We start from the raw sequence: 20699 nt of genomic DNA, 5'->3' as shown, positions 1-20699 counted from the left end.
GCCATGCGCCAATGTGCGATCGGCGAAGTCACCGTGCGGATGTACCGGGGCATCCTCGGCGACTGCTTCCTGCTGCGCCAGCAGGACGGCCAGAAGTGGCGCAACATCCTCATCGACTGCGGCGTGCTGCAGGGCGTGCAGGGCGCCCGGGAGCTGATGAAGCGCATCGTCGAGGACCTCCACCAGACCACCGGCGGCGACCTCGACCTGGTGGTGCTGACCCACGAGCACCACGACCATCTCTCCGGCTTCAGCTACGAGAAGGAGCGCTTCTTCGGCACCGACTTCACCATCCACGAACTCTGGATGGCCTGGACCGAGAACCCCAACGATCCCCAGGCGATCGCCCTGCACGAGCGCTTCGACAAGAGCAAGAGCGCGCTGGCCAAGGTCGTGCAGCTCACCGGCATGGATGACCCGCGCATCGACACCGTGAAGGGACTGGCGGCGTTCATCGAGCCGCTGCCGCTGGACAAGACGAAGAAGAAAACCATCGACCTGCTCAAGGACAAGGCCGGCCCCCGCGCGACGCGCTACCTGGAGCCGGGCGACGTGGTCCAGCCCGTGCGCCTGCCCCTGCTGAGCGCGATGGTGATGGGGCCGCCGCGCAGCGAAAAGAGCCTGCGCAAGGATGCCCCTTCCAAGGGCGCCGCCAAGGAGGTCTACCTCACCGATGGGGAAGAAGCGCTGGCGCTGGAAGATCGCGCCCGGCGGGTGCTGAAGGAGCCGCCGCTGATCGCCGACCTGCCGTTCGCCAAGCCGCACCGGCGCGACCTCGACGAAGTGGAGCGGGGTGCGCAGGTCAGCGGCAAGGCGGCAAGCATCGAGCAGCGCTATTTCCACGAAGGCAACCAATGGCGGCGGATCGAGCGGGAATGGCTGGACAGCGCGGAAACACTGGCGCTGAAGATGGACTCCGATACCAACAACACCAGCCTGGTGCTGGCCTTCGAACTGCCCGACGGCCAGGTGCTGCTGTTCCCCGGCGACGCGCAGGTGGGCAACTGGCTGTCCTGGGGCGACCAGACCTATCCCCGCGAACCTGCCGCTGATTACGCGGCGCCGGTGACCCGCGACGACATCCTCTCGCGGGTCACGCTGTACAAGGTCGGCCACCACTGCAGCCACAACGCCACGCTGCGCGAACTGGGCCTGGAGAAGATGACCGACTCGCGCCTGGTGGCGATGATCCCGGTGGTCGCCGAAGTCGCCAAGGGCAACGACTGGAACATGCCGTTCCCCGAGCTGCTCCACGCGCTGCTGGAGCGCACCTCGGGCCGTGTACTGAGCGGCGACAGCGATCCGCAGGCCGAGCTGGACGCCTTCGCCGCCGCGCCTACCGACCTGAAGAAGCCGGCACGCCTGCGTTATGCGGACGATGGGCTGTGGGTCGAACTGGACATCACCTACCAGTGCTCGCTGGGCGCCGATTGAGGCACGCGCGGCGAGGAATGCGGACACGGACGTCGCCAACCTGACAGGCCCCTGAGGGGCTGGAGGCGATCGTGAACTTTCAAGGCAAGGGCCGTCCGTTGAGCGACGAGGGCATGGATGAGGTCTGCGACACGCTGGGCATCACCGAATCGGAAGTCTGGGCCGTGCTGACGGTCGAGACGCGCGGCTTCGGCTTCCTCACCGACCGCCGCCCGCAGATCCTCTTCGAACGCCACGTCTTCCACCGGCTGACCAAGGGCGCGCATGACGCCGGCAACGCCGACATCAGCCATCCCAAGGCCGGCGGCTACATCGGCGGCGCCGGCGAATACGGGCGGCTGGAAAAGGCCATGAAGCTGGACAAGACCGCGGCATTGCAGAGCGCCTCCTGGGGCATCGGCCAGGTCATGGGCTTCAACTTCAAGGTCGCCGGCTTCACCTCGACCGACAAGCTGGTCGCCGCCATGGTCAAGGACGAGAACTCACAACTGCTGGCCATGGCCAACTTCATCAAGGGCAACAACCTGGCCGGCGCCCTGCAGCGCAACAACTGGGTGTCCTTCGCCCGCGGCTACAACGGCCCGGAATTCAAGCGCAACGAATACGACAGCCGCCTGGCCGCCGCCCACGCCAAGTTCAAGGTGATGCTCCCCGACCTCAGCCTGCGCACCGCCCAGGCTGCCCTGCAATACCTCGGCATGGACCCCGGCCCCATCGACGGCATCCGCGGCCGCCGCACCTTCTCGGCGCTGATCCGCTTCCAGGAGCAGGAGGGGCTGGCCGAAACCGGGCTGCTGGACCAGGACACGCTGGAGCGGTTGGTGGAGAAGGCGTTTCCGTAGGTTGGCGCTGAGCTTGCGAAGCCCAACGCCGCCATAGCCGCAATTTCTTGCGCAGCTTTCGTTGGGCAGGCCTCTCTCCGATTCACTGCAGCTGAGGCTTCCAGCCGGGTGCGCAAGAACTTGCGTGGCCGACGCAACTTCTTGTGCAGCTTTTTGCGGTTCCTGGATGAAAAATGACCGGATGCCTTTTCCCTTTTGGTGCAACCGTTTGACCTGCAAAGATTAATTGGCGGATGGCATGAAGCTTGTCAGTCGGAAGTGGCCAATCAACACCCCGTTGATCTCACGGCACATCACTTTCTCAAGGCAAGGAGAGCTTTCATGCCAACACCCGCGTACCTGTCCCTCGAAGGCACCAAGCAGGGCCTGATCACCGCCGGCACCTTCACCGAGGACTCGGTGGGCAACATCTTCCAGGAAGGCCACGAAGACCAGATCCTCGTGCAGGCCTTCAACCACCAGGTCATCATCCCGCGCGATCCGCAGTCCGGCCAGCCGACCGGCCAGCGTGTGCACAAACCGCTGATGATCACCAAGGTCTTCGACAAGTCCTCGCCGCTGATCTTCAACGCCCTGACCTCCGGCGAACGCCTGAACAAGTGCCGCCTGGAGTGGTACCGCACCTCCGCCACCGGCACCCAGGAGCACTACTTCACCATCGAACTGGAAGACGCGGTGATCGTCGACGTGCAGTCGCGCATGCCGAACTGCCAGGACCCGGGCCTGGCCCACTTCACCCATCTGGAAGACGTCTACTTCACCTACCGCAAGATCGTCTGGACCCATGAAGTCTCCGGCACTTCCGGCTCCGACGACTGGCGCACGCCGATCTCGGCCTGAGCCGGGTCGCCCCTGCCTTGCCATGACCGGCAGGGCAGGCTTCGGAACGGCCGGCCTCGTGCCGGCCGTACTGTCAGCCGCCGGAGGAACAACGGATGTTCGCCCCCGCCAACCAAGCCCATTTCACCCTGACCATCGACGGCCTGGCGCATGACCTGCAGGTCCTCGAATTCCATGGCCGGGAAGCGATCAGCCAGCCCTACCGTTTCGACCTCGAACTGGTCAGCGAACGCCCCGACCTGGATCTGGAAAGCCTGCTGCACAAGTCGGCTTACCTGCAGATGTCGCCGTCGGGTGCGGGCATCCACGGACAGATTCACCAGATCGGCCAGGGCGATTCCGGCCGGCGCCTGACCCGCTACCGCCTGACCCTGGTCCCGCGCCTGGCCTACCTCGCCCATCGCATCAACCAGCGCATCTTCCAGCAACTGACGGTGCCGCAGATCGTCGCCCGGGTGCTGGAGGAGCACGGCATCCTCGCCGACGCCTACCGTTTCCAGCTCGGCTCGGCCTATCCCGAACGCGAATACTGCACCCAGTACGACGAATCCGTCCTGCACTTCATCCAGCGCCTGTGCGAGGAAGAGGGTATTCACTACCACTTCCAGCACAGCGCCAGCGGCCATGTGCTGGTGTTCGGCGACGACCAGACAGTGTTCCCTAAACTGGCTCCGGTGGCCTACCAGCAGGACAGCGGACTGGTCGCCGATACCCCGGTGATCAAGCGCCTCGGCCAGCGTCTGGAAACCCGCAGCAGCCGCGTCAGCCGCCGCGACTACGACTTCGAGCAACCGCGCCTGCGCCTGCAGGGCCAGGCCCGCAGCGAGGCACTGCCGGACCTGGAGGACTACGACTATCCCGGCCGCTTCACCAGCGGCGAGCGCGGCAAGCACCTGGCCCGCCGCGCCCTGGAGCGTCACCGCAGCGACTACCGCCTGCTCGACGGGCAGAGCGACCAGCCATTGCTGGTCAGCGGGCATTTCCTGCCGCTGCAGCAACATCCCCGCCCGGAGTGGAACGATCTCTGGCTGCTCACGGAAGTCATCCACGAAGGCAAGCAACCGCAGGTGCTGGAAGAAGGCACGATATTCCCCTCGCCCGGTGCGGGAGCTGACAACGACTTCACCCAGGGCTACCGCAACCGCTTCCTCGCCACCCCCTGGGACGCCATCTTCCGTCCCCCGCTGGCCCATCCCAAACCGCGCATCCTCGGCAGCCAGAGCGCCGTGGTCACCGGACCCGCCGGCGAGGAAATCCACTGCGACCGCTACGGCCGGATCAAGGTGCAATTCCACTGGGATCGCGAAGGCCAGGGCGACGAGAGGACCAGTTGCTGGCTGCGCGTGTCGTCGAGCTGGGCCGGTGACCGCTACGGCGCCATCGCCATCCCGCGGGTCGGCATGGAAGTGCTGGTCAGCTTCCTCGAAGGCGACCCCGACCAGCCGCTGGTCAGCGGCTGCCTGTACCACAAGCTCAACGCCGTGCCCTACGACCTGCCGGCCAACCAGACCCGCAGTGTATTCAAGACCCTCAGCTCACCGGGTGGCGGCGGCTACAACGAACTGCGCATCGAGGACCGCAAGGGTCGCGAACAGATCTTCATCCACGCCCAGCGCGACTGGGACGAGAACATCGAACACGACCAGAAGATCCGCGTCGGCCACGAACGCCACGACACGGTGGAAGCCAACAGCTACAGCGAACTGAAGGCCGAGGAACACCGCACCACCCACGGCGACCGCAAGGTCGAGGTCCGCGCCGACGATCATCTGACCGTGAGCAACCAGCAGCACGTGAAGATCGGCACTGGGCAGTTCGTCGAGGCCGGGCAGGAAATCCACCTGTGCAGCGGCCTCAAGGTCGTCCTCGAAGCCGGCAGCGAACTGACCCTCAAGACCGGCGGCAGCTTCATCAAACTCGACCCAAGCGGCATCACCATCAGTGGGCCGATGGTGAAGATCAACAGTGGGGGCAGTCCGGGTGTGGGGACGCCGGCTGCGCCATTGCTGCCGGGGCTGTTGCAGCAGGCGGATGCTGACAGGGCAGGTGCCCAGTCAAGGCCGGCTCTGGCGAATGCTCAATTGCTGATGGTGCGCCGGGCACGCCAGATGGCTGCCAGCCGCTGTCCGATCTGTGAAGCCTGTCGGGAAGGTTTCTGTGAAACAGGAGTTTCCGCATGAGTGCGCCCGTGCATGAGTGGCTGCGTGAACAAGCTGCCCGGCATCGTGAGTTGCTGCTGGTCATCGATAGCCTGGCGGAACCCAATCCCATCCAGGAGTTGTTCCGCGCGGATCTGATGCAGGACTACATCAACCTCTATGGCAACAGCGAGTTTGCCGACCTGGCGGATGTCGGTCCTTGGCTGATACGTATCGGCAATGCGAATGCGGAGGCCATTCAGGCGTTGTTGCAGGAGCCGCAGCGCAACTGGGGGTGGCTGGCCAGTATCGAGCATTTCGACATGCAGGCCCTGGAACAGCACTGGCGTGAGCGCCTGGTGATCGGCAGCGCCGGACAGCGCTCGCTCTACCGCTTCCAGGACAACCGGGTGATTGCACGGCACTTGTTGGCCCTGACTCCAGATGAGCGCGCAGTGTTGCTAGGTCCGCTGACGAGCGTTCTAGGCTGGGACGGACAGGCCTGGCAACGCATTGAAAACCCACACCCCAGCTTGTATCCGGCTCCCGTTCCGGCGCCATGGTGGAGCCTGCCCGAGCCGCAACCTGTAGCGGAAAGCATTCAACGCCACAACCTGACCCTCTGGCTCTGGGAGAACCATGCCGAGCCATTAGCGAGCCTTCTACAGACTCGCGATTTCGACGGCTGGATGGATGAGCAATTGGCAAGGGCCAGGGAGTGGCAATGGCACGCCGATGAGGAAATGCAGTTTCTTCTTCGCAGCGCCTTGAACCTTGAATTGGCGCGTCATCCTGGCTGGCAACCAATTTCCGGCGAGACTCCGGACCAGCACTTTCGACGCTGTCTGAATAGCTTCAAAGGAGATGTCCAATCATGAAAGGGCAGAGCAGATCGGGGCGTCTGAGTACGGCCAAGAGTAGTGCACGGGCTCCTATGTGTTGCGCTATTGCGGCATTTGCTTTGGCTCTGTTGGAGGGCTGCAGTTGGGTGGCTGCCGGAGCGCAGGAGGCGATATTGGCGCCCACGCTTCGCAGCGGCAGCGAGACGTTCACCATTACCGCCGAGTTACCCGCCGACTTTGCTTTGAGGGTATTGACCGGGTATAGCGGGGACAAATCGCCCTCCTGCCAAGAGCGCAATCTGGAAACAGGGAAGCCAATGAGGCGGCAGTTCGGCAAGGACTTGCAGATCGACTTCCAGGACAAGCCCCACACGGGGAGTGTGCGTATCCCACTGCGTTACAGCAAGGGCTTATGCGCCATGACGCTGGATAGCGTGGACTTCTATGTCGAGGGCCGTTTCGGCAAGGAAGATTGGCAGCAGTCATATGCCAATGGCGGACTTGTACTGGTGAGAACGCTTCCCGCAGGAACTCCTGACTTCCAAGTAGACGGAACATTAAGCAGATATCCCGAGTGTGAATGGTCCTTCAAATTAAGTAGCGCTAAATCAAGATTTGGCCAGATAGACAAGCTGTTGTTTTGTAAGGGGGCGGGGGCATATGTGATTAGAGACCATTTGGCAGGTAAAAGGCTTCGGTTCGTTTTCAGGGTGGCTTCCGAAGAAACACCCTATATGCATGACTTTTGGTTAAAAACAGAAGCAGGCTGGAAGCCCTGTACCGGACGTTGGGGAAGCAAGCTTGAGGAGCTTTGTGGTGTTCCGCCAGTTTTCAAAACATTCGAAATGAATGGCCGAACCTGTACGACTTATCCACGTTGTACGGAGTGATCAGGGATGAAAGATCAAGATAGTCAGGACAAGGTTGTAGCGTTGACGTGCCCATTGCGTGGTCAATGGGTGAGTTTTCGTTTGGTGGATGAGAATGGTGATGGTCAACCCTATGCTGGACTGACGTATCAGCTTCATGATGCCCAGGGGCAAACGTACATCGGAGCTCTCGATAATGAAGGTTATGCTCGTGTAGTAAACATATATTGCGGGCCTTCAGTGTTATCTGTCTCGGATGATTACAAAGGAGGTGATCGGTGGTATTCGATAATTGCCAACAGAGAGAAGTTTCCGCTCACTATTTCTGCTATCCAGGTCGCCGCCGAACGATCCCCCAGCGGCCCTCGTAGAAATGGCAAAACCTACTTGGCTGAGGAACGTGCCGAGAGTGAGAAAGCGAATTTCCTTCGTGTGGAAGTCAGCGATTTCGTCGAAGCCAACAAGCATCTGCCGGACCCTGATGAGCGCTGGCAGCCGCGCTCGTCCCCAAATCTGAAAAAGGCGGCAGGCGAAGCCGCCAGGCAGCCCGGAGTTGCCCTCGCTCCCAACCGCCACCATGTGCTGGAGGTCAAGGCGCTGCGAGCCTACAGCCCGCTGTTGTCGTGCGCCAGGGAGTTCTGTGCGCTGGATGCTTACCACCTCGGTTTGATGAGCGTGCTTTCCTACGCCAGTTTCAACAATCAGGATGACTCCGAAGAGTATGAGCCGCAGAAGCCGCCCTACAATCGGCCGGGCCGTATCGGCTGTGTACTGCGAGCGGAGCTGGCATGCCTGAAGAAACCGACCCTGTTCGACGATGCCGGTCCCTATCACCTGCTCTGTGAGGAGGTGCCGTATTCGAAGCGCCTGGAGATCGTGCCTTACGATCCTGAGCGCTACGCCGCCGAGGCCAGGGATGGATGGGATCTGCCGGAGAAAGTGCATTTTCTCAACCACAAGGACACCAATACCCAGGCTTTCATCACCCATAACGACAAAGTGGTGGTGGTCTCGATCCGTGGCACCCTGGGGAGAGCCGACATACTTCGGGATGGGGATGCCAGGCAGGTGCCCTATGCCGAAGGGGAAGGGCAAGCACATCGGGGTTTCTATGAATCATTCTTGGAAGTGAAGAAGTTCATCACTACCTATCTGAAAGCCTTCCACCAACCGGATCACACCCTGATCGTCTGCGGCCACAGCCTGGGAGGCGCCATTGCATTGCTGCTGGCGGAGTGGCTGAGGCGTGAGTGGTCCGGCAATGTGCTGCTCTATACCTTCGGTGCGCCCCGCGCCGGTGACAAGGCTTTCGTCGAAGGGGCCCGGCAGCTCGTTCATCATCGATTGGTCAATCACAACGATCCGATTCCCGCAATGCCGTTCACCTGGATGGATGCGGAATGGAAACTGGCGCTTCCCGGCAGTGTGCTGGCTTTCACCTCGCCGCAGGTGGGCATTGCTCTGTTGCTTGCCGGGCTGCTCAACCTGCATGGTGACCCTTATCAGCACCATGGCGAACAGCGCTATTTCATGCCACGCAAGCCTGGGGGAAAAAGCGAGGTATCGATCCTCTGGAAGCCGGGCTGTGCTGCCCTGGATGAGCAGACCTGCGCCTTGTATGCCGCTGCTGTCGATCTGAAGGGCGACGAGGCGCAACGGGTTTCGTTTATCGGGCAACTGTTTTCGATGAATGAACACTCCAGCAACAGCGGTTACACCCGGGCCGCGCTGACTACGCTGCTGCACTGGCGCGCAGCCCTGGAGCGAGATGGTGAGCTGTTCACTCCTGCGGAAAAGAGCGATATCGCGCCGCAAATTACGCATCTGGACCAGCAACTGGCAGGCTGGGAGTTCCCTTCGTATAGCGTTTTTCGCTGGAGGGTTCGCCAGCAGCAGGACACCCGTTTCTACCGGATGACCGAAGTCCAGCTTCAGGCGTTCTATCAGGATGGCAAGGAGCATGCCGAGCGCCTTCGTGTGGAGCAGCGCCAGAAGCTTTCCATTGCTCAACAGCGTCTTCTGGCGGAGGCCAAACGGGTGGTTACGCCAGAGAGCGTGTTCGGGGAGTTGAGCCAGCATCCAGGGCTGGATGAGCTGCTGCAGGAATGGCTCGGCCAGCGGGAAGTCCGTAAGGCTGAGGAGGTGGCCGCGGTCAGCCGCCAAAATTCCGGTATGCAGGTTCGGGCTTGAGCCTGCGAAGCCCAACAACGACGCCGTTGTTGGGCTTCACTTCATTCAGGGCTGTCCGCCCGGCACCAACCTATCCCTGCTCTTCGAGCAGATTCCGAAACACCTTCCCCTCCTTCTCGAACTCCCGCTGAATCCCCAGCAATGCTTCGTCCAGATGGATCGCATTGCGCCCCTTGGCGATGGCCGCCAGGGCGGCGAACTGGACTACGTTGACGATATTGCCGCCGGACAGTTCGAAGCGCGCCAGCTGCGCCGCCAGGCATTCGCGATCCGCCTGGGCGGGCAGGGTGTGGGTCCAGATGGACTGGCGTTCGGCCTCGTCGGGGAAGGGGAAGCGGATGATGGCGTTGAAGCGGCGCAGGAAGGCGTCGTCGATGTTGGTGCGGAAGTTGGAAGCGAGGATCACCAGGCCGTCGAATTCCTCCACCCGTTGCAGCAGGTAGCTGATTTCCTGGTTGGCGTAGCGGTCGTGGGCGTCCTTGACGCTGGTGCGTTTGCCGAACAGCGCGTCGGCTTCGTCGAAGAACAGTATCCACTCGCGGTTGCGCGCCTGGTCGAAGAGGGCGGCGAGGTTCTTCTCGGTTTCGCCGATGTATTTCGACACCACGGTGGACAGGTCCACGCGGTAGACGTCGCGGCCGGTGGCCTTGCCCAGCAGGGTGGCGGTGAGGGTTTTGCCGGTGCCGGGCGGGCCGTGGAACAGCACGCGGTAGCCGGGACGCAGGCGGCCGGCCATGGCCCAGTCGTGCATCAGGGTGCGGCTGTGGCGGACCCAGTGTTCCAGTTCGGCGATACGTTGCTGCACCTCCGCTTCGAGGATCAGGTCGTCCCAGTCCAGTTGCGTGGCGATGCGCCGGGCCGGGAAGCGGGTGCCGAAGGCGGGCGCCTGGGCGCTGCCGAGGGTGAAGCGTTCCACCCAGTCGCGGGCCATGACGATGCGTCCGGAAAGGATCGGTGCGCCGTCCTTCGCTTCCTCCAGGCGCAATACGCCTTCGCGGGCGAACCAGTGGTCGGGGGAGAATAGTTCCTGCACGTCGAAACGCACATCGAGGTCGTCGCCGGCGAGGAGAAAGGCGGCGGTCTCGCCGGTGGGCAGGAAGGTGCGGCTGTCTGCATCGCGGATGCCGCCGATTTCCGGGAAGTCGCCTTCGCGGGCCAGCGCCGCGCGGATTTCGTTGTCCAGCAGCGCCGGTCGTACATGGGGCGCGAGGGCGAGCAGGAGCACGGTGTATTCGGCGAACACCGGGGCGCGTTCGGCGATGAAGTTCGCCAGCTCGGAGCCGTCCTCGTAGAGCTCCAGGGTGAGGTCGGCGGTCTGGTCGCCGGCGAGGCGCGTGCGGATCAGGGCGCTGAGGAAGTCCAGGCCGCGGTAGACGTTGCTGATCGGTTTTTCCATGGTTCTTCCTCGTTCCGTAGGGCGGGTGCAACCCGCCGATCTCCCGTGCGCCGGTTCCCCTCACCCCAGCCCTCTCCCGGAGGGAGAGGGGGCAATGCACGGCATTCCACCCGCCATGACCGCTCCGCACTGGCGGGTTGCACCCGCCCTACTTCAGCAGCAGCTTGCCGCCCTTGATCGCCGCCTTGACCTTGTCCAGCCGCGCCTCGTAGTTCTCCACGCCGCGCCGGGTGTCGCCGGTGGCGCGGTTCATGTAGCGGTCGTTCATCTTGCGGGTGAAGTTGGCCTGGGTGGTGCCGAAGCTGCCGCCGAGGTCGTCGCGCAGATTGAGGATCAGCACGGCGAAGCCGCGATCGATATCGGCGGCGTCGGCGATCTCGCCGGCGGTGGTGTCGGCGTCGTTGATGTCCGGGGTGACCGCGGTGAAGGTCGGGTACGGCGGCGACTCCGATTTCTGTCCGGCTGGCGTGGTCTTGCGCACCCATTCCTTGTCGGCCGGATTGCGCTTCTCATAGGTTCCCCACTCGGCCTTGAGCAGGTTCGGCCAGGGCGATTCGCCTCCGCCGCCGGCCATCGGGTGATAGCCGATGGTGAAGCTGTACCAGATCGGTTCGATCTGCGCCGGCGGCCCTTCCACCGCTTTCTGCTTGGCGGTGCGCTCGACCGAGCTGCCGAAGGGAATGTTGTACTTCGGCCCGTTCGCCGGCGTCAGGTTGGAGTCCACCGCGTCGCCGCCCAGCTTGTGCGGCAGCAGGTGCATGCGCACGTAGGTCTGGTTCTCGCGCAGCGGCTTGGGAATCATCGTCCAGCCCTGCAGGTTGCCCTTGTGCGCGGTGGACGAGGTGCCGGTGTGCACCGGGTACTTGTAGCCGGGCGCGTTGACGATGTAGTCGGCGCTGAAGCTGCGCGCCTTCACGTTGTCGGCCATCACCGGCAGCTTCGGTGGCGGGAAGTCCTTGGCGCCGCTGCCGAACATGTGCCGGAGATAGGTCGTGCCCATATGGTCGAGGTGCTGCTGCAGGGCGTCGGCAAGCTTCTTGTTGTCCTCGACGCCCTTGGTCTTCTTGGCGGTCGACGAGCCGGTGTCGGCGGCGATCAGCGCCTGCTCGGCGGGCACCACGTTGGTGGTGTAGTAGCTCTGCGCCTGTGTCACCAGCGTCAGCTCCGGGCTGCCGGCCTTGGCCTCCTTCTGGCGCTGCTTGAGGAACACGTCGATCTGCAGCGGATTGCTGCTCGCCACGTAGAGCTTGGCCGACTTCTTCTGCCCCTTGTAGGACAGCGTATGGGATTCGCCGGAATCGTCCTTGAAGCCGGATTTTGTCTTCCACCAGTTGATGATCTTCTGCACCGTCTCCTTGGCCTTTTCCTTGACCTTCTTCGCGCCGCTCTTGACCTTCGCCACCACCTTTTTCGCGATTGCCACCGCCTTGTCCACCACCCAGTCGATGGCCTTGTTGATCGGCTTGGTGATGGTGGTGATGACGCTCTTCACCTGCTTGGCGATGTTGCCCAGGCCCAGCACCGAGGCGAACAGCGAGATCAGCACCGGCACCGAGCGGGCCAGGGCGTTCTCCACCGCCTCGGTGACCTTGGCGAAATTGCCGGCGGCCACCTCGGCGACGGCCTCGTATACCGAGAGGATGAAGTCCTTGATCTGCTGGTAGCGCTCGATGAGGAACATCACCAGGTCGAACACCAGCTTGATCGCCTTGACGATGGCCGACGCCGGGTTGGTCAGCGACAGCAGCCAGACGATGCCCTCCTTGATCGCGGTGACGATCAGCCAGTTGCGGATGGCTGCCATCACCGTTTCCTTGAGGTTGGAAAGCTGGGTCTTGATCTCCTCCCACAGCGCGCCGGGGCCCTCGTCGATCACCTTGAGCAGCAGCTCGTAGCCTTTTTCCACCAGATCGAACACCGGCGCCACGGCAGGCACCTTCTTGATCACCCGCGCCTTGATGTTGGCGTACGTCAGCCCGAGCACCTGCAGCACGATGCTGAGGATGCCGCGCGGGCTGAACTCGAACGGGCCGGTCAGGTTGACCTCGGACAAGGCGCCGGTCAGCCAGCCGATCACTCCGTCGATAAGGTGCTTCTTGATGTGCTTGAAGAAGTTGCCGAGGCCGTCGCCGACCGCGCCGAACAGTTTCTTGATGAAGCCCACCGGGTCTTCGAGGATCGACATGATCGCCTTGCCGGCGCGGTCGAAGAAGTCGAACACCGGCTTGGAATCCACCCCGGCGATCTCGCAGGCACCCTCGATGGCCGCCCGCAGCGCCTCGGCGAAGTCGCCCTGGAGGACCGCGCCGGCCACTCGCACGGCAGTCTTCAGCGCGGTCTGGAAAGTCGAGAGGATCTTGTCGAGGGCGGCGGCGAGGGCATCGGCGAGTTTGGTGATGCCCTCGATGGCCGCGTCGGCGACGGTGTTCACGCCGTCGATGGCGGCATCGGTGACCGAGTCGATGCCGTCGTTGATGCGCTTGGCGAGACCGGGGAAGGTGTCCTTCAGGTAGGTGTTGACCTTGTCCTTGGCCCAGTCGCGGAACCTGTCGAGCTTGTCCACCACCCAGTTGCGGGCGTCGTTGATCAGCTTGATCGCGGCGTTCTTCACCTTCTCGATGATCTTCTTCACCGCGTTGCGCACGGCGGTGAAGACCTTGTCGATGGCGTCGGTGATGACCTTCACCGCCTTCTTGATCGCGTTCTTGACCCTGTCCCACCAGCTGTCGTTTTCCTGCGCCTTTTCCAGTTCCTTCTTCTTCTCGGCGGCCTGGCGCTCGCCCTCGACCTTTTCCTTCTCGGCGTCCTTCTCGCCCTGTTCCAGTTCGGACTTGGCCTTGCCTTCCTCGCTCTTGACGTGCTCGCCGATCTCCTTGCGCGCCTTGCCCTGCTCGCCGGCGGCGTCCTTGTTGAAGGCGTTGACGTGCTCGTAGGCCTCGCCGATGCCGTCGCCCTGCAGCTTGGCGACCTTGCCGCGATTGTCGATCACCAGCTTGCGCTGGGCGGCGTCGGTGTCGGCGTTGAGCTGGGCGGCGGCCTCCTGCGCGGTGTCGATCTCGCGGTCCTTGTCGGTGTCGCGGGTGGTGGCGGCGTCCACCGTCTGGCTGCGCGCCTCGGCGAGGTTCGGCGTGAGGGTCTTGGCGATCCGCGCATCGGCGTTGTCGCGCACGTCCTGCGGCAGTGGCGCGGCGGCGTAGGCGGCGACATTGTCGTCGGCCTGCGGGTCGATGGTCGCCGCCGCTTCCGGGGAGACGGCGACCGGGCGCTGCTCGTCGAGCATCCGTGGCTGGATATTGGCCTGCCCGGGATTGTTGCGGAACGCCGTGACCTGCGCGTCGCGCTGGTCCTTCATCGCCGTGGTGGCTTCCTCGCGCGGGGTGTCCATGCGCCCGGGATCGGCCTCTCCGGCCAGCGACACGGACGGCCGGTCGCCGGCCGAGGTGTCGATGCTGTCGTCGGTGGTGCGGATGCCTTTGACGAACTTCCTGAGGAAGTTCATGAAACGGTCCCAGAACGATCCGGAGTCCTCTTCCTCCAGCTCCTTCTCGCGCTCGGCATTGCCACGGAATGGTTGTGGCGAGCCTTCGGATACCGTCTGCAGGTCGCCCGGGTCCGGCCCGCTCACGCCGTCGCCAAGCTCGGCATCGCCGGGAATTGGTATCTGCTCGGCTCCGGCGAGCGGTACGTCCACCGAACCGGCGGTCTTCGCCTCCAGCACCGGCGGGTTATCCACAATCTCCTGCTGCTCGGACTTCATCTTGCCGTCGATGCTCGGGCCGAGCTCGGGCTGGGTGACGGCCATGGCTGACGGGCTGGCGTCGATGAATTTCGTCGTTGCCTCGTCGGAACTGCCCGACAGGTCGGCCTTCTCCACCACCGCCAGTTGCTCGGCCGGACCGGTGTCGGCGGGCGGCGGCAGGCTCAGGTCGGGCTCTGGCAGCGCTTCGCCCATCAGGTCGCCGGGTGGGGGCGGCACTTCGCTTTCGAGGTCGACGGAATCCACGGTCGGGCCACGGTCTTCTGCCGGCGGCGCCTCCTTCTTCGCTTCGGCGGGCGGTGCTGCTTCCGCGCCTGCCTCGGCGATTTCCGTCGGCTCGCGGCCCACCGTGACCATCGGCGCCGGCGGCAGGTTGAGCTTGCCCACCGGGTCGAGGAAGTGGTTCCAGTGCTCCAGCTCGTGCCAGCGTTCCTGCACCTGGCCGCCGAGATTGTCCTCGCCCGCCGTGTTGCCGTTGATGGTGGCGACGCGGGTCAGCTTCTGCGGCTTGCCTTCGGCGTCCTTGCGGCTCTCCAGGCCGGTGACCATGGCGAAGTGGTTGTTCGGCAGCACGTCGATGGCGATATCGCCCTTGCGCGGCAGCTCGCCGGCGGGGCGCAGCTTGAGGGCGTCGAGGGCGGGCGCGCCGAGCTTCCAGTTGGGGATCGGCAGGCCGGCCTTCTTCATCGCCCACCAGGTGAAGATGCCGCACCAGCTCGGCAGCGCGTCCATCCGTGTCTTCTTGCCGTTCTCGTCGGTCTTCTCGATGGTGGTGATCTTGTCGATCACCTGCTCGCTGACCACCGGGCCGCCGAAGGCTGTGGAGAAATACTCGCGCAGGCGCTCCCAGCCGATGCGTTTGCCATCGGCGCCGCTCTTCTTCGCATTGACCTTGCCGATCTCGCCGCGCGCCAGGCGGATCGCCTCGACGATCTCCGGGCGCACCTCGTAGCTGTCGGCATCCTCGGCGGGGGAGAGGCTGACCACATCCTTGTCGGCGGCCTCGCTCTCGGGCTGTACCGCGCCCTGCTGGATGGTGTGGGTCAGTTCGTGGGCGAGCAGATGCTGGCCGGAGCGGGAGTCCGGGGCGAACTTGCCCTCGTTGAAGAAGATGTCATTGCCACGGGTGAAGGCCTGCGCCTTGAGCGACTGGGCCAGCAGTACGGCGGGGGCGTCGGTGTGGATGCGCACGCCGTCCAGTGGGGCGCCGAACTGCGCTTCCATCTTCTCGCGCACCGGGCCGGGCAGGGGATTGCCGCCACCGTGGGCGGCGCGGATCTGCCGCGCCACCTCGGTCGAAGGCGAGGCACCGCCGCCGGTGGAGCGGGCCTGCAGTTCCTCGTCTTCTTCCTTGGCCTGGGCCTGTTCTTCGTCAGGCTGTTCGCCCTTGGCTTGTACTTCTTCGTCCTTCTCTTCCCTGGCCTGGACTTCCTCTTTTTCCTCTGCCTTGGCCTGGACCTTCTCCGGTTCCTCCTCGGCTTTCGCCTGGACCTCCTTCTCTTCCAGAGACTTGTTCTGGACCGGCTCTTCCTCGACAGCCTTGGCCTGCAGTTCCTCCTCCGGCTCGCCTTCCTCGGCTACGCGCTGGGCCAGCGGAGTGACGCCCGCCGCCAGGCCGACGCCGGCGCGCTTGCCGTCGACCACCTGGTCGGCGACCCGGTCGGCCTCCAGCTCGTAGCGGTCGCCGGGGCGGCCGACCTTCATGCGCGCCTGCAGCTCGTCCTCCTTGCTCTGCGTGGCGACGTTGCTGAAGAACGGCTTGCGCGCCCCGCCGCCGCCCTTGGCCTCGCTGGTGGAGACCTTGTGTTGCGGCGACGCGGCGGTCTTCATGGCTAGCGCCAGTCCACGCTGAGCATCGACTGCATGAAGGGCGTGCGCACCCGCGACAGCGTCCAGGGCAGGTCCTGCAGCAGGATGTCGATGCCGCTCGATTCGACGCTGAGCAGCCAGCCATCGCCGCGCCGCTCCAGGCGTCCCGGCCGCATGAGGAAGCCTTCGCGCAGGCCGGCGGGCGAGGTGTTGCCCAGCCGTTGCCAATGGCCGATCACGCTGCGCAGGAGGGCGTCGACCTCCTCGCGCTCGTGCTCGCTCAGCTCGATGCGACGCGGCAGCGGTTCACTGAAGGGCAGGCCGCAGAGCAGCTTGAACAGCGGGGTTTCCGGCTCCGGCGCTTCCTCGGCGCCGGTTGCCAGGTGATGGGCGAGCAGCACCGCGCGGCATTGCGCGTCGCGGTCGCGGAAACGGCCGGGGCCGGCGAGCAGGCCGAGGCAGTCGAAGAACATGGCGAGGAACGGATGCAGCAGCACCGCACCGGCCGCATGCACCGGGCGCGGTTTGGCGTGCGTGGCCGGTTCCGTCGCCTCGGCCGATTCCGTGGCAAGCGCGGCGGGAGCGGACGTCAGCACGGCAGACGGAGGCGGCAGGGCGGGCATGGCGATGCGGTTGTCCAGCGCGACGTAGAGGCTGACCACTTCGCCCAGCTCGGGCACGCGCAAGCCACCGGCCAGGATGCGGATCATCTCGGCCAGCGCGGCGACCAATGAGCCCGGCACCAGCTCCAGCGATGCCGCCGGTGCCGTCGTATCCTCGCCGAAGGCGGCGGCCAGCGGCAGTTCCAGCGCCTCCGGCAGCAGCGTACGGAACAGCCGCCGCACCAGCGTGGCGGGCAACTGGCGCACCAGCCGTTCGGAGGCGCTGCGGCGGATCAGCAGCGGCCGCAGGCGCTCCATCAGACGGCGCAGGGCGTGGCTGTCCAGCGCGAGCAGGTTGGCGGTGAGGATCGCCAGCGCCTTGCCCGGCTCGACCCAGGGCAGTTCGCCGCTCTGCAGGAAGGCGATCAGCTCGTCGGTATCCGGCGGCTCGTCGGCGGCTGGAGCTGGCGGTATCAGTGCCGCCGACAGTTGTTCGAGCAGACGCCGGGCCAGCTCGTCATCGTCCAGTTCATCCGGGGCGAAGGCGCCCAGGTCGATTTCCACGCGGTCGAAGCGGATCAGCTCGCCGGGGCGGTCGATGCGGTCGAGGGCGGCCTGCAGCGCCGGCAGGATCACCGAGTCGAAACGGTTGCGCAGCAGCGCATCGAAGCCGCCGAGGGCGGCCCGGTCCGGCGCTGCGAGGTCGAAGACCAGCCGGCCGATGCGATGCTCCGTGCTGGCCATCCGGCTAGCCCAACGGTATCTGCAGGGTGACTGCCACCGTCGCGCCGGCCTTCAGGCCGATCTCCACCGCTGGCGAGCTCAGCGTGCCGTTGCTGGCGACGAAGGAGTACTTGCCGGCCTTCAGTTCCAGCGAGAGGGTGGCTGCCGCCATGCGCTGCTTGCTGGCCTGGCCGGTGGCGAGATCGGTGATCACCAGCGTCGCGCCCTGCAGCGGCACGGCGCGGCGGGCATCGCCGCTGAACACGCTGATATCCACCTTGCCGGTGGTCGGCCTGGGTTCCACCGGCTCGGTGGGCGCGGGCGTTGGAGTGGGTGTAGGCGTGGGGCCGCCGGCCGGCCCGCCCGGTGTGGGCGTTGGCGCCGGAGTCGGTGTCGGGGCCGGAGTGACCACCGTATCCCGCGCCGGCTGCGCCACCAGCACCGCGCGATTGGCCAGGTTGGCCTTGAGCGTGCCGACGCCCTGGTTGATCCGCCGGTCCACCACGATATCCGAGCAATCGCTGTCGCAGCACAGGTAGGGCAGGCAGAAGTCGCCGAGCACCACGAAGTCGTCGAGCTGGTCGTCGCTGCTCGGCTTGCTGCTGGCGAGCAACTGCTTGATCGATTCCTCCGGGGAAATGTCCGGCACATTCAGCTTGAGCAGCTTGGCGAACAGGTCGCCGAGGCCGCCGCGCAGTTTTTCCAGGGCGATGCGCATGCCGACGTCCAGTTCGTTGCGCCCGGCATACAGCAGCACGAAGGTGCCGCCCACCGGTGTGCCGCCCTTGTGCTCCAGGCCGGGATGCTTCTGCGCGAAGCCGGGGAAGGTCATCTCCTCGAACATCGATTTCAGGCGCTTGGCCAGCTCCTGGGTGATGGTCGCGCTGGAGGTCTGGGTGGCCGCCGCGCTGACCATGTCGCGCTTGCCGACGATGGCCAGGTTGGCGTTGGCGATCTCCACGCCGGCCTTGGCGGAGTCGGTTTCCGCCTGCGCCGCGTAGTTGACGTAGGCGTCGGTGAAGCCGCGCAGCGCGGTGTCGAAGGCCTCGCCGTCGAAATCGGCGAGGGAATCGGCGCTGGCCGCCTTCATCACGTCCTCGGCGCGCGCCATCAGCGCCACGGAGGGGTAGATGGCCTTGCTCAGTTCCTCCTTGTCGCCGGCCACGCCGAGGGTATCGCTGGCGGCGCGCACGCGTTCGAACAGCTCGCCGCCGATGGCCTTGTCGCGCACCTTGTCGTAGACGCTGGCGACCGCCACCGTCTGCAGCGGCTGCTCGGCGGCGGCGCTCTGGGCAAGGACCTTCACCGTGTCATCGGCGAAGATTTTCTGGTTGCGCGCCGTGCTGAGGAACTGGTCGCTGATCACCCGGACCTTCTGCTGCTCCTTGGGTTCGAGATTGAGCACCGCCAGGTTGGCGTTCAGCACCAGCCCGCCAACGGCGCCACCGGCCGGCGGCGCGGTGACCGGCGGGGTGCGCTTGGTCGCCTTGGTGGCGTCGAGGCGGCCGAGCACCTGCACCAGCCAGACCATGAAGGCGAAGATCGCCGCCATGATCATCAGGAAGATCACGTCGAGGTCGCGCATCCGGCATACCAGCAGTTGCTGGATCGCTGCCAGCGCGCGCTGCCGGGCCGCGTCGTTCTGCCGGGGATCGTCGCTCAGCGCGACCCAAACCGGCTGGATCGAGAACGACAGGCCGAGGCGGCGTTTCTCGCGGATCAGCTCGGCCATGGTCGAGCCGAGCGGCTTGCCGAGCACCCCCTCGATGCGGATGAAGTCCTGCTCGTCCTGGCGCAGCAGCAGCGGATGCGGATTGGCGCTGGCGCTGAACTGCCAGGAGTGGATCGCGCCGAAGCGGTTGGCCCGCGCCTTGCGCCACGACCAGTTGGCGAACAGGTCGCTGCCGGTATCGAAGCGGTAGTAGAAGGGAATCGCCCGTTCGCCCAGCGGCGCGGCGCCGTCGCGGGACGGGGTCAGTTCGATATCCGCGCCGAGCAGGCCACGTGTGGCGTAGGTCTGCGCCAGCAGCACCATGCGCGAGAACAACGCGCGCAGTTCGGCGGCCTTGTCGTAGCCGGAATCCAGCGCCGGGGAGGGCACGAAATGATGGCGGCGGCGGGCCGGCGCGCCTTCCGGAGCGGCCCCGCCCTTGGCGGCGAGGGCGTCGTACTTGGCGTATTCGGCGAGGGTCTTCGGTGCGCCGGCGAAGGCTAGCGCTCGCGGTTCCACATCGCCAGCGAGGATGTGCCGGGGGAAGCGTTCCGGATTGGGCGCGCACTCGGCGTCGAACACCGCCGCGCATTCGACGAACTCGTTGTAGCCGAGCAGCATGTCGTGCATGCCGGCGTACAGGTACTGCAGCAGCACCGGCGTCTCGGCCAGCGCGGCGAACATGTTGAGCAGGTGGTATTTGGGGATCGGTCCGTCGGGGAAGCGGGCGTCCGGATAGAGATCCTGCAGCAGCGGCTTGTAGGCGTTCCACGCCGCGTTCATCGCCGGCAGCGCATGGCTGGCGGCCTTGGCGATGCAGGCGAGGTAGCGGCCGTACAGGTCGGCCAGGGCGACCAGCGATGTGCCCGCCGGATTGACCTTCTCCATTACCAGGCGCGGCAGGCCGAGGCGCGGGTGGTTGGCGCGATCCACCGGGCGGCCGGCGATGGCCTGTTCCTGGGTCAGTATGGTGTCGGCGACTGTGCGCGACACCAGCAGGCGGCGCAGGGTCAGGTTCATTTCCGAACCCTTGTCCGAGCAGTCGTTGACGTCGCAGTTCTTCAGCGATTCGAGGTTGGTTTCGAGGAACAGCAGCACCGTCTTGTCGGCGACGAAGGCGGCCGTCAGCGGCGTCGGCGCAGCCTCGCCGGGCGCCGGCTGGAAGTCGGTGGGCAGCAGCTCGAAGGCCTGGCGCTGGGTGTTGCCGTCGAACAGGAACGGGTAGCGCGCCTTGGCCTTTTCCTCCGCCGTGGCGGTGGGGCTGGAAGGGATCGGCACCGTGTACGGGCGCACGCGGTCGAACAGGGTGTGGTCCTCGACGATCAGGTGCCCCAGCGAGGTGACGGCGACGCCGCGCGACAGCGCCAGGGTGCCGGCCGTGGGGTTCCAGTCCGGGCGCAGGCCGCAGATGGCGCCGATACCGGTGAGGTTGGCGCGGGTGGTGCGGTCCTGCGGTTCGAGGTATTCGATGATGTCGTTCAGCAGCTCGGAAGTGAGCACCTGACCGGTCTCGAACACCGGGTAGAAGGTCTGGATGTCCATGCGC

The 20699-nt window shown here is 65.1% G+C and carries 11 protein-coding genes; 7 read left to right on the top strand and 4 right to left on the bottom strand.

All coding sequences use genetic code 11. The features are described from left to right. The first annotated feature begins 3 nt into the window (after positions 1–3). The 7 genes from JFY56_RS05990 (at position 4) to JFY56_RS05960 (ending at position 9155) form a co-directional block, all read left to right on the top strand. Positions 4–1434 carry an MBL fold metallo-hydrolase gene (locus tag JFY56_RS05990; RefSeq protein ID WP_208312619.1) on the top strand — a complete coding sequence of 477 codons (1431 nt, stop codon included), beginning with the start codon at positions 4–6 and terminating at the stop codon, positions 1432–1434. A 71-nt stretch (positions 1435–1505) separates the two neighbouring features. Continuing rightward, complete coding sequence (locus JFY56_RS05985; RefSeq protein WP_208312618.1) at positions 1506–2276, top strand: N-acetylmuramidase domain-containing protein; 771 nt, start codon at positions 1506–1508, stop codon at positions 2274–2276. A gap of 321 nt (positions 2277–2597) precedes the next feature. Continuing rightward, positions 2598–3116, top strand: a complete 519-nt coding sequence (locus tag JFY56_RS05980) for an Hcp family type VI secretion system effector (protein ID WP_208312617.1) — start codon at positions 2598–2600, stop codon at positions 3114–3116. Positions 3117–3211: 95 nt separating this feature from the next. Then, on the top strand, positions 3212–5296 hold the full coding sequence (gene tssI / locus JFY56_RS05975) for a type VI secretion system Vgr family protein (RefSeq protein ID WP_208312616.1): 2085 nt from the start codon (positions 3212–3214) through the stop codon (positions 5294–5296). Beyond that, on the top strand, positions 5293–6132 hold the full coding sequence (locus JFY56_RS05970; protein WP_208312615.1) for a DUF4123 domain-containing protein: 840 nt from the start codon (positions 5293–5295) through the stop codon (positions 6130–6132). Before tssI ends, JFY56_RS05970 begins: the two co-directional genes overlap by 4 nt. After that, positions 6129–6986: a hypothetical protein gene (locus tag JFY56_RS05965; protein WP_208312614.1), complete on the top strand. Its 858-nt coding sequence runs from the start codon at positions 6129–6131 to the stop codon at positions 6984–6986. The genes JFY56_RS05970 and JFY56_RS05965 overlap by 4 nt, the downstream gene beginning before the upstream one ends. Positions 6987–6992: 6 nt before the next feature. Next, positions 6993–9155: a lipase family protein gene (locus JFY56_RS05960; RefSeq protein WP_208312613.1), complete on the top strand. Its 2163-nt coding sequence runs from the start codon at positions 6993–6995 to the stop codon at positions 9153–9155. Between the two features lie 70 nt (positions 9156–9225). On the opposite strand, the gene JFY56_RS05955 is transcribed toward JFY56_RS05960, so the two are convergent. From JFY56_RS05955 to JFY56_RS05940, 4 genes are all read right to left on the bottom strand, one after another. After that, on the bottom strand, positions 9226–10551 hold the full coding sequence (locus JFY56_RS05955; protein ID WP_208312612.1) for an ATP-binding protein: 1326 nt from the start codon (positions 10549–10551) through the stop codon (positions 9226–9228). A gap of 148 nt (positions 10552–10699) precedes the next feature. Continuing rightward, entirely contained in the window at positions 10700–16138 is a 5439-nt protein-coding gene (locus JFY56_RS05950) for an eCIS core domain-containing protein (protein ID WP_208312611.1), read from the bottom strand. A 2-nt stretch (positions 16139–16140) separates the two neighbouring features. Further along, positions 16141–17463, bottom strand: coding sequence for a contractile injection system tape measure protein (locus tag JFY56_RS05945; RefSeq protein ID WP_208312610.1), 1323 nt, complete (start codon positions 17461–17463; stop codon positions 16141–16143). Between the two features lie 4 nt (positions 17464–17467). Beyond that, a complete protein-coding gene (locus tag JFY56_RS05940) occupies positions 17468–20695 on the bottom strand; it encodes a hypothetical protein (RefSeq protein ID WP_208313254.1) in 3228 nt (1075 codons plus the stop codon). Between the last annotated feature and the right edge of the window lie 4 nt (positions 20696–20699).

Source organism: Pseudomonas schmalbachii (genome assembly GCF_017589465.1).
Classification (GTDB): Bacteria; Pseudomonadota; Gammaproteobacteria; order Pseudomonadales; family Pseudomonadaceae; genus Pseudomonas; species Pseudomonas schmalbachii.
The sequence above is the reverse complement of the archived record's forward strand: the minus strand, read 5'-3'. Positions and strand labels throughout refer to the sequence as shown.